The 12,196-nt window shown below is 70.9% G+C and carries 2 protein-coding genes; both read left to right on the forward strand.

What is annotated here, in order from left to right:
• Window positions 1-50 precede the first annotated feature (50 nt).
• Window positions 51-10,313 carry a filamentous hemagglutinin N-terminal domain-containing protein gene (locus tag EZ216_RS03010; RefSeq protein WP_135248087.1) on the forward strand — a complete coding sequence of 3,421 codons (10,263 nt, stop codon included), beginning with the start codon at window positions 51-53 and terminating at the stop codon, window positions 10,311-10,313.
• Between the two features lie 177 nt (window positions 10,314-10,490).
• Window positions 10,491-12,191, forward strand: a complete 1,701-nt coding sequence (locus tag EZ216_RS03015) for a ShlB/FhaC/HecB family hemolysin secretion/activation protein (protein WP_135248088.1) — start codon at window positions 10,491-10,493, stop codon at window positions 12,189-12,191.
• The last annotated feature ends 5 nt before the right edge of the window (window positions 12,192-12,196 follow it).

Raw genomic sequence — 12,196 nt, forward strand, 5'->3', positions numbered from 1 at the left:
GCCGCTTTCCCCGAATCCCGTTTCCCCTCCCGCAGTACGAAGGAAGTCCCATGACTACCAGCCCCACGTCCCGGACCGCTCGCCGCCAGAGCTTCCGCACCGTCATCGTCCAGATCACCCGCAAGCTGCGGGCGACGTACCGCATCCGCACGGGCCGCCTGTTCTCGCGCCTGCTGGCGGCGCTGGTGGGCATGTATTCCTCGCTGGTGCTGGCGCAGCTGCCCACGGGCATGACCGTGCAGTCCGGCCAGGCGTCGGCCACCACCAGCGGCAGCGCGATGGTGGTGAACCAGGGCACGAACAAGGCGATCCTGGACTGGCAGACCTTCTCCATCGGCGCCGGCAACTCGGTGCAGTTCGTGCAGCCGTCGTCGTCTTCGGTGGCGCTGAACCGGGTGGTGGGCGGTGACGTGTCGTCGATCTTCGGCACGCTGAGCGCCAACGGGCAGGTGTTCCTGGTGAATCCGGCGGGGGTGTACTTCGCGCCCGGAGCACAGGTGAACGTGGGCGGCCTGATCGCCACGACGCTGAACATCAACAACAACGACTTCCTGAACGGCAAGTACGTTTTTGAAGGCAGCAGCGGCGCGAGCGTGGTCAACAACGGGCTGATCCGCGCGGGCTACGTGGCGCTGGCGGGGGCGCAGGTGAGCAACGCGGGCACGATCGAAGCCAACGGCGGCTCGGTGGGGCTGCTGGCGGGCTCGCGCGTGAGCGTGGACGCGTCGGGCGCGGGTCTGGTGAAGTTCTCCGTTGACGCGGCGGCGGTGAACGCGGCGGCGAGCAACAGCGGCACGATCGTGGCCGAAGGCGGGCAGGTGCTGATGGCGGCGCAGGCGGTGGGCGACACACTGGCGACGGTGATCAACCAGTCGGGGGTGATCCGTGCGAACAGCGCCGCGGACCGCAACGGCGTGATCACGCTCAGCGGCGGGGGCACGGGCATCGTGAAGGTGTCGGGCACGCTGGAGGCGAAGGGCGACGACGCGGGCGAGAAGGGCGGCACGGTGAAGGTGCTGGGGGACCGCGTGGGGCTGATGGCCGGAGCGAACGTGGACGTCAGCGGCGACGCCGGCGGCGGCACGGCGCTGGTCGGGGGCAACTTCCAGGGCAAGGGCGCGGAGCAGAACGCCAGCTCGGCTTTCATGGCCACTGGCGCCAGCATCCATGCCGATGCCGGCAGCCGGGGCGATGGCGGCCAGGTGGTGGTGTGGTCCGATGGCAGCACGGCCGTCGGCGGCACGATCACGGCCCGGGGCGGCGCCGCGGGCGGCAACGGCGGATCTGTCGAGACGTCCGGAAAGGGACGCCTGGTGGTGGCGGAAACGGCCCGGGTCGATACCACTGCGGCCAAGGGAGCCACCGGCACTTGGCTGCTGGATCCCGTGGACATCGTCGTGGCCGCCACGGGTGCCGCCGCGCTCGGCGACGTGGACGAGTTCTCCGACAGCGCCGCGGGGGAACCGGCGACCATCGCCGCCGGCACCATCAATGGCGCGGCTTCGACGGTGGTGCTGCAAGCCACCGGCGACATCACCTTCTCCAGCTCGGTGGGGATGACCAACTCCGGCGTCGGCCTGACGGTGATGGCCGGGCACGACATCAACGTCAACGCGTCGATTTCGACGACCAACGGGTCCGTGATCCTGTCGGCCAACGACCAGACGGCGGGCAGTGGCGCGGTCGGCACGGGCCGCGTCGCGGTGGGCGCCGCGATCGACGCCGGCAGCGCCGGCGTTTCCATCAGCAATCACGGCAGCTCCAACGCCAACCTGCTGGGTTCCAGCATCACTGGCGGCGGCGGCGTCACCATCACCGGCGCTTCCACCTTGACCGGTGCCACCAGCCTCAGCGGTTCCGTGATCAGCATCGGCGATGTCTCCGGCCCACAGACCCTCAGCCTGACGGCCGCGGGTGGCGTGACCGCGGGTTCGATCAGCGGCGTGAACTCGCTGGTCACCAGCCTGAACACGAGCGTGCTCGCCGCGGATGTCTCCGTCGCCACGGCAAGCCTGGGCGGCAACCTGACCGCCACCACCGGCAACATCGCCGTCGGCACTTCGACGACGCTCACCGCCGATTCCGCGATCACCGCCAACCTGGGCGCCGGCACGGTCAGCCTGGGCGCCGTCACCGGCAACGGCAAGAGCCTGACGCTGACCGGCGATGCGACCGTTGGCGTGACGAGCGGCGTCGGCGTGCTGGCGGCCAACGAGTCGCTGACGACCACCGGCTCGGTCAGCGCGACCAGCCTGACCGTCGCGGGCGCCGCGACGCTCGGCGGCAACGTCACGACCTCCGGCGGCCAGAGCTACTGGAACGGTGCGGCCGTCAATGCCACCGCGACCCTGAAGAACACCGCCGCGGGCGGCATCACGGTGACGGGCGTGCTCGATGCCACCGGCCAGAGCCTGACGCTGGACTCGGTCTCCGGGCTCGCCGGCAGCACCGGCAACCTGGCCGCCGGCTCGCTGACGACGACGGTGGGCACCAAGCTGTCCGCCGCCAACCTGACCGTGACCGGCGCGGCTTCGCTGGGCGGCGACGTGTCGACCTCCGCCGGCCAGAGTTACGGCAGCACCACCATCACGGGCACCGCGCAGCTCAAGGACACCGGCGCCTCCATGAGCCTGGGCAACGTGAGCGCCGTGGGCCAGAGCCTCACGCTGACGGTGGGCGGGGCGGGCGCCACCGCGGGTACCGTCACCGCCGGTGCCCTGACGACGAGCAACGGCACCAACCTCACGGCCACGAGCGTGAGCGTCGCTGGCGCCGCTTCGCTGGGCGGCAACGTGACGGCGACCACGGGCAACCTCAGCTTCGGGTCGACGAAGCTGACGTCCGGCAGCACGCTCAGCGCCAATGGCGGCGCGGGCACGATCGGGACCGGCGTCGTGACCGGCGGCGCGAAGAACCTCACGCTGAACGGCGTGGCCACGCTCGACACCACCAGCGGTGTCGGCGCGCTGGTGGCCAACCAGTCGCTGAAGACCACCGGCACGGTCAGCGCGGGCAGCGTCACCGTGACAGGCGCCGCGACCCTGGGCGGCAACGTCACGACTTCCACTGGCCAGTCGTACAACGGCGGCGCCACGCTGAACGCGGCGGCCATCACCCTGACCGACAGCGGCAACAGCGCCATCACCGTCGGCAGCGGCCTCACGGGCGGCGGCAACGACCTCGCGATCGTCTCCAGCGGCACCACGTCCCTGACCAATGCGACCGGCATCGGCACGTTCACGGCCGGCACGAACGGCACCACCAACGGCTCGATCACGGCGACGACGTACAGCCTGAACGGCGGCACGGTGAACGCCAGCCTGGGCACCGGCACGCTGAACAGCGCCGGCGCCACGACGCTGAACGGCACTTCCGGCGCGGCCACGGTCAACGTCAACAGCGGCACGCTGACGCTGGGCGCCAACGACCGTCTGGCCGACGCCGCCGCGGTCAGCGTGACCGGCGCGGCCACGCTGAACCTGGGCAGTCATTCCGACACCGTGGGCGCGGTGACGCTGGCCAACGGCACCATCAGCAACGGCACGCTGACGGGCAGCGGCTACACGGTCAACAACGGCACGATCAGCGCCAACCTGGCCGGCACCGGCTCGCTGTTCAAGCAGACGGGGGGCGTCGTCACGCTGACCGGCGCCAACACGTATTCCGGCGGCACCACGGTGTCCGGCGGCAAGCTGGTGGTGCAGAACTCCGTCCTCCCCGGCGGCAACGTGTCCATCGCCTCCGGCACGATCCTGCAGTACGACAATCAGACGGGCGGCCAGCTGCTGCTGAAGCCGGGCACCTACACGGGCACCGGCACGCTGCAGTTCACCGGCAACGGCGGCAGCAGCACCGTCATCGGCAACTCGGGCCCGACGGTCATCAACCTCAGCGCGGGTGGCCTTGTCGACATCGCGAGCGGGACGGTGTGGGGCAGCTCCGCGGGCCAAGGCATCTGGACCAACAACCAGGGCGACCTCAACATCGCCGCAGGCGCGACTTTCGACACCTTCGAAGGCGTCGTGAAGGTCAACGCCCTCAATGGCGCCGGGACGCTGCAAGGCGGCTGGAGCGGCCCGGTCACGATGACGGTGGGCGTGGCCGGCGGCGGCGGCACTTTCTCCGGCGTGATCCAGGACAACAACGCCGGTTCCGGCAGCCTGGGCGCGCTCGCCTTGCAGAAGGTGGGCAGCGGCACGCAGATCCTGAGCGGCACCAATACCTACACGGGCGGCACCACGGTGAGCGGCGGCACGCTGCAGCTGTCGGGCGGCAACGCCATCGTGGACACGGGCAGCGTGGCGGTGGCCAGCGGCGCGACGCTCGACGTGTCGGCGTCCGAAACGATCGGCACCCTGACGTCGGCCGGCACGGTCAGCGGCGCGGGCACGCTCACGGCCGGCACGTACAACCTGAACGGCGGCGCCGTGGTCAGCGGCGCCCTGGGCGGCGGCACGCTCAACAGCAACGGCGCCGTGGCGCTGAACGGCACGGCGGCGGCCACCGCGGTGAACGTCCAGTCGGGCACGCTGACGCTGGGCGGCACCTCCGACCGCCTCACGGGCGCGGACGCCGCGATCGACATCTCGTCCGGCGCGACGCTGGATACCGGCAGCGCCACGCAGGCGCTGGGCGGCGGCACCGGTGCCATCACCAACGCCGGCGCGTTCAAGACCGGCGCTGCCGTCACGGCGGCGAGCATCACGGGTGCGGGCGCAGCTTCCCTCGGCGGCAACGTCACGACGACGGGCAACCAGGGATATAGCAGCACCTCGCTGACCGCCGACAGCACGCTCAGCGCCAACGCTGGCGCGGGCACGATCGGCACGGGCACGGTCACCGGCGGAGGCAAGAACCTGACCTTGACGGGCGTGGCCACGATCGGCGTCACCAGCGGCGTGGGTGCCCTGATGGCCAACCAGTCGCTGGTCACGAGCAGCACGGTGGACGCGGCCAGCGTGGCCGTGACGGGCGCTGCGACGCTGGGCGGCAACGTGACGACCACGGGCAACCAGAGCTACGGCAGCACGACGCTGGCGGCCGACAGCACGCTCAGCGCCAATTCCGGCACGGGCACGATCGGCACCGGCGCGATCACTGGCGCCGGCAAGAATTTGACGTTCACGGGCGCCGCCACCATCGGCGCGACCTTGGGCGTGGGTGCGCTGGTTGCCAACCAGTCGCTCGCGACCACCAACGCCGTCAGCGCGGCCAGCGTCAGCGTCACCGGTGCCGCGACCATCGGCGGCAACGTCAGCACCTCCGCGGGCCAGACCTATACGGGTGGCGCGACCCTGAGCGCGGCCGCTGTGACGCTGATGGACAGCGCGAACAGCAACATCACGGTCGCCACCGGCCTCACGGGTGGTGGCAACGACCTGGCCATCGGCTCCTCGGGCACCACCAGCCTGGCGAACGCCTCCGGCATCGGCACTTTCACGGCCGGCACCAACGGCACCACCAACGGCTCGGTCACCGCGACGACCTACAACGTGAACGGCGGGACGGTCAACGCCGCGCTGGGGACCGGCACGCTGAACACGGATGGCACGGTGACGCTGAACGGCGCGTCCAGCGCCACGACAGTCAACGTCAAGACCGGCGCACTGACGCTGGGCGCCGCCGAGCGCCTGGCCGACACGGCGGCCGTGACGCTGTCCGGCACCACGCTGAACCTGGGCGGCGCGGAAACCATCGGGTCGCTCTCGGGATCCGGCGCCGTCGCCCTGGGCGGCAACACATTGACCACGGGCGGCGCAACCAACACCGCCTTCAGCGGCACCATCTCCGGCGTGGGCGGCAGCCTGGTCAAACGCGGTTCTGGCAGCTTCGCGCTGTCGGGCAACAACACGTACACCGGCGGCACGACCATCAGCGCCGGCACCGTCCTGATCCGGAACAAGTCCGCGCTGGGCACCGGCACGGTGACCCTGAACGATGCGTCGACGGGCGCGTCCAACACCGCGCTGCTCATCGACGCCAGCGGCATCAATGGCGTCAACGGCCTCGCCAACAACATTGTGGTGGCCAACCAGGGCACCGGCACCAGCAGCATCGGTTCCAGCGCCAACGTCGGCGACTTCTCCGACTTCAACGGCACCCTGGCGCTCAACCGCGCCACGACCCTGACCGACCAGACCGGCGACCCCGTCCGGCGCACGACTTTCGACGGCGTGATCAGCGGCAACGTCGGCACGCTCACGATCGCCTCCACCGGCGGCGGCCGCGTCGCGTTCTTTGGACCGTCCGCCAACACGTTCACCGGCAACGTCCAGGTCACCGGCGCGGGCACCGTGTTCCAGACCAATGCTTCCGCCGACCACATCCCGAATGCCGCCAGCGTAGACATCGGCGCGGGCAGCGAGTGGCGCCTGGTCGTCGACGGCACCAGCCAGACGGAAACGATCAACGCCCTGACCGGCACGGGCACTTTGAACGCCTACCAGGTCGGCCCCGGCGTTTCGGCCAAGCTGGTGCTGGGCAGCGCCGGCGGCACGGGCACCTTCAGCGGTTCGATCAACGAAAGCGGAGGCGCGGTGCTGTCCATCGAACAGGCCGGCGGCACACAGACCCTGGCGGGCGCCAACAACTACTCCGGCACGACCACCGTTTCCGGCGGCACGCTGGTGCTCGACACGGCGATCGGCTCGACCACCGTCGGCGTGACGGGCGGCACCCTGAAGCTGGGCGCCAGCGACGTGCTGGCCGACGCCGCGACCGTCTCCGTCAGCAGTGGCGCTTCGCTGGACATGAACGGCAAGACCGACACGGTCGCGACGGCCAACATCGATGGCACGCTGGCGAGCACCGGCACGCTGACCGCGACGACCTACAACCTGAACGGCGCGACCATCAACGCCAACCTGGGCGCGGGCACGCTGAACAGCGATGGCGCGGTGGCGATGAACGGAACGGCCGGCGCCACGGTGGTGAACGTCAACACCGGCACGCTGACGCTGGGCTCCAACGACCGCCTGGCCGACGCGGCCACGGTGGCCGTCGCTTCCGGCGCTTCGCTGGACATGAACGGCAAGACCGACACCGTCGGCACGGCCAACCTCAACGGCACGCTGGCCAACACCGGCACGCTGACGGCGACGACCTACAACCTGAACGGCGCGACCATCAACGCCAACCTGGGTGCGGGCACGCTGAACAGCGACGGAACCGTGGCGCTGAATGGCACGGCCGCCGCGACGGCGGTCAACGTGAAGACCGGCACGCTGACGCTGGCCGGCACGGCCAACCGCCTCACGGGCGCGGGCGCCGCCATCGACATCTCGGCCGGCGCGGCGCTGGACACGGGCAGCGCCACGCAGGCGCTGGGCGGTGGCACAGGTGCCGTCACCAACGCGGGCACGCTGACGACCGGCAACGCCATCACGGCAGCCAGCATCGCGGGCACGGGCGCCGCGGTGCTGGGCGGCAACGTCACGACGAGCGGCGCCCAGACGTACGGCAGCACCACGCTCAACACCGACGCGACCCTGCAGTCCACGGGCAACGCGGTGATCGCGCTGGGCTCGTCGGTCAGCGCCGCGGGCAAGAACCTGACGCTGACCACGACCGGCGGTGCGACGAGCACCGGCGCCGTGAGCGTCGCCGGCCTCGCGACCACCGCGGGCACCGGCCTCACGGCCGACAGCGTGGCGACCACCGCGGCGGCTTCGCTGGGCGGCAACGTGACGACTTCGGGCGCCGCGGGCCAGAGCTACCACTCGACCACGCTGACCGGCAACGTCACGCTGGATGCGGGCGCGGGCAACCCCGTCAGCCTGGGCATCGTCACGGGCGCCGGCAACGACCTGTCGGTCACCAGCGGCGACGCGGCGATCGCCGGCACGGCCAGCAACCTGGGCGCGCTGAACGTCACCGGCGGCCTGACCACCGGCGGCGCGATCGGCGCCGACACCGTCACGGTCGGTGGCCTGGCCACGCTGGGCGGCAACGTCACCACCGCAGCGGGCCAGACCTACACCGGCGGCGTGGCGCTGAACGCCAACGCGGTCCTGAAGGACACCGCCAACACGGCGATCGACCTGGGCACCGGCGTGGCCGGCACCGGCAAGAACCTGACGCTGACCACCACCGGCGGTGCGACGGGCACGGGCGCCGTCACGGTGGCGGGCCTGACGACCAACGGCGCGCTGCAGGCAGGGAGCGTGACGGCCACCGGCACGGCCACGCTGGGCGGCAACGTCACCACGACGGCCGGCGGCCAGAGCTACGGCGCGACCACGCTGGCGGCCAACGCCACGTTGTCCGACACCGCGAACAAGGCCATCAGCCTGGGTGCCGCCACGGGCGCGTTCGACCTGACGCTCACCACCACCGGCGGCGCGGCGGCGACGTCGATCAACGGCATCAACAACCTGAAGCAGACCAACGGCGGCCTGGCGGTGACCGGCCTGGTGGGCGTGACGGGCGACATCGACGTGTCGAGCGGCACGCTCGGCGTCGGCGCCACCACGTCGGCGGTGAACATCACCGCGGCCAACGCCACGCTGACGGGCAACGCCAACGCCACCGGCAACGTCACGACCACCGGCAACCTCACCACCGGCGGCACGCTGGCGGCGAACAAGGTGGCCGTCACCGGCACCAGCAGCCTGGGCGGCAACGTCACGACGGCGGCGGGCCAGACCTACACCGGCGCCGCCACCCTGACCGGCGGCGTGACGCTGACCGACTCGACCAACAGCGCCATCAACGTCGCCACCAGCCTGGCCGCCGGCGGCAACAACCTGGCGATCGTCAGCACCGGCACGACCACGCTGACCAACGCCACCGGCATCGGCACGTTCACCGCGGGCACGAACGGCACCACCAACGGTTCGATCACCGCCACGGCGTACAACCTGAACGGCGGCACCGTGAACGCGACGCTCGGCGCGGGCACGCTGAACCAGCAGTCCGGCACGACGACGCTGAACGGCACGTCGGCCGCCGGCGCGGTCAACGTCAACGGCACGCTGCTGCTGGGCGCCGCCGAGCGCTTGAGCAACTCGGCCGCGGTGTCCATGGCAGGCACGCTGGACCTGCAGGGCTTCAACGAGACCGTCGGCTCGGCGGCCCTGAACGGCGGCACGATCGCGGGTACCGGCACGCTGACCGCGGGCACGTACACCGCGAACAGCGGCACGGTGAACGCCAACCTGGGCGCGGGCACGCTGACGCAGGCCGCCGGCACCACGGCGCTGAACGGCACGTCCGCCGCTTCGACGGTGAACGTGAACGGCGGCACGCTGCAGCTGGGCGGCAGCAACCGCCTGACCAACGCGTCGGCGGTCAACATCGGCGCGGCGGGCACGCTGAACACGGGCGCCTTCGCGCAAACGCTGGGCACTGCGGCGGTCACCAACAGCGGTGCCCTCGTCGCCGGCGGCGACTTCAGCGCGGGCAGCATCAACAGCGACGGCACGGCCAACTTCGCGGGCAACGTCACGGCCACGGCCGCCGACGTGACCCTCAATGGCCCGACGACCCTGGCAGCCAACACCACGGTGAAGGCGGTCACCAGGATCGAGATCGGCCACTCCCTGCCGCCGCTGACGGTGAGCGCCTCGAAGCTGCGCGCGCAGCAACTGGCGGCCACCAGCCCGGCGCAGATCCAGATCGGCAACAACGTGACCTTCCAGCTCACCGGCAACGGCACGGTGGAAGTCGGCGGCGATTTCGCCGGCGGCACTTCGGTGACGGCGCCGGGCGCCACGCAGGTCAGCCTGACCGACTACTCCGCGGCCACCGCCTTCAAGGTGAACCAGGCCCAGCTGGCCTCCACCGGCACGCTGTACCTCACCTCGGCGGGCGGCATGACGGTGGACGCGGCCAATCTCTCGCAGGTGGGCACGCTGAACGCGGCCACCAACAACGGGCCGCTGATGTTCCTGAATTCGCAGGCGCCGCACAACGGCCAGCCGGGCATCCTGGCCAACCAGATCCACCTGGCCGTCAACGGCGGGAACCTGAACACCACGGCGGACCCGATGTACATCAACGCGGGCACCGGCAACCTCTCGGTGACCATCAGCGCCACGTCCGATGCCTTCCTGGCCGGCAACGTGGCCGCCGACGCGATCACCCGCCTGGCCCTGGCCGGGTCGGCCGACGCGGTGGGTGCGGGCCGCGCCGAGATGGTCCGCGACTTCCTGCGCGAGCTGAAGAGGGCGGTGGGCGTGGGCGCGGTGGAGGACCTGGTGACGTTCGGCAGCACCGACATGGAAGGCATCACGGCGCCGCTGGCGTTCCGCAGCCTGGCCATCAAGGCGCCCAAGTGCGTGGCGGAGCAGGCCAACGGCCAGCCTTGCCAGTAAACGGGCTCGGGGGTTTTTCCAGCCTCAGGGGCGCCTTCGGGCGCCCTTTCTTTTGGCCCGGCGCCATGACTTCATGCCAGCCTGACGGGCTCGCCCGAAAGATGTAAATAGGTTTGACACTTTGGTAAATGAATGTAAGAGTCTTTAAGCAAACCGCTTAAGGCGGAGGAGGGACTCTTGCCACACGCCCCACGTGCAGCCGCAGCCATCGCCGTTGCGCTGGCGTTCCCCATCGCCGCCCAGCAGGTCCGTCCCGACGCCGGGACGCTTCTCGAACCGCGGCAGGCGCCCGCGGTGCCGGCGCCGGGCGGCCCGCCTTCGGCCGTGCTGCCGCAGCCACCCGCCGCGGCACCGATCGACAAGTCCATCCAGGTGGTGCCCAGCGCCTTCGTGATCGAGGGCAACACGATCTACAAGGATGCCGAACTGCAGCCCCTGGTGGCGGATCTCGTGGGCAAGCCGGCGGACATGGAGCAACTGCTGCAGGCCGCGCAGGCGGTGCGGCGCTACTACCGCGAGCGCGGCTACCTGCTCACCGAGGTGTACCTGCCCGAGCAGCAGCTGCCGCTGTCCGGCGGGCCGGTGAAGCTGCAGGTGCTGGAAGCGCGTGTCGGCAAGGTGGCGGTGAAGGTGGAAGGCGAGGGCATCAGCGAGCCGCTGGCCGCCGCCATCGTCAACACCCACCTGCGCAGCGGCGACGCCATCACCGAGAAGCTGCTGGACAAGCCGGTGCTGCTGCTTCGCGACCTGATCGGCTTCGAGGCCACCGCGGCGGTGGAGCCCGGCACCAACGCGGGCGAGGCCGACGTCACGGTCCTCGTGAAGTCCGCCGGGCCCAGGGCGGACGGCCTGGTCGGCGCGGACAACTTCGGCGTGCGCTCCGCCGGCCAGTGGCGCGCCTTCGGCAACGCCAACCTGAACAACGTCACCGGCCACGGCGACGTGGCCAGCGTGCGCGTGCAGCAAGGCGAGCGATCCGCTTCGCAGCTGTACCGCCTGGGCTACAGCGCCACGGTGGGCGGCTACGCCACCAAGCTGGGCCTGAACGCGACCCGCACCGAATACGAACTGGGCAAGCAGTTCGCGGCGCTGGGCGCTTCCGGGCGGGCCGACATCCTGGGCGCCAGCCTCACGCAGCCCCTGATCCGCTCGCGCGTGAGCAACCTGCTGGCTTCGCTGACGTACGAGCACAAGTCGCTGACGGACATGACCACCTTGCCGCCCTCCACCGCGGACCGCAAGGTGGACAGCTGGCGCGGCAGCCTGCTGGGCAACTTCGTCGACGAAGCGCTGGGCGCGTCGTTCAACAGCTACGCGGTGCACTACACGGCGGGCCGCGTGAAGATGGACAACGCCACCTTGGCGCTGGACCAGGGCGCCACCGGGCTGCGCACCGCGGGCGGCTACGAGAAGCTGAACTTCGAGTACCTGCGCACGACCTTCGTCTCGGCCGCGGGCCGCGTGAGCCTGTCGGTTCAAGGCCAGCTGGCCAGCAAGAACCTCACGTCCGCCGAGAAGATCGGCCTGGGCGGCCCCGCCGGCGTGCGCGGCTACCCCTCGGGCGAGGCGGTGGGCGACAGCGGCACCGTCGTGCAGCTGGAATACAGCCACCAGCTGCCCGAAACCTTCGGCGTTCCGCTGCGCGCCAGCGCGTTCTACGACTGGGGCCGCATCAAATACAACGAGGGCACCATCCCGGCCGCCTTCGGCGCCATCACCAACAGCGAGTCGCTCAGCTCCGTGGGGCTGGGCCTCACGGCCGGCACGTACGGCGACTGGCTGGTGAGCGCGCAGCTCGCCTGGCGCCTGGACCGCGCGCCCGCCTCCGATCCGGACAAGCGTCCGAGGTTCTGGTTCTCCCTGCAGAAGTGGCTCTGAGCGAG

It is taken from the genome of Ramlibacter humi (genome assembly GCF_004681975.1).
Lineage (GTDB): Bacteria > Pseudomonadota > Gammaproteobacteria > Burkholderiales > Burkholderiaceae_C > Ramlibacter > Ramlibacter humi.

Excerpts from the sequence above, each read along its gene's own strand:
- EZ216_RS03010 (WP_135248087.1), top strand. The coding sequence starts at position 51 with ATGACTACCAGCCCCACGTCCCGGACCGCTCGCCGCCAGAGCTTCCGC.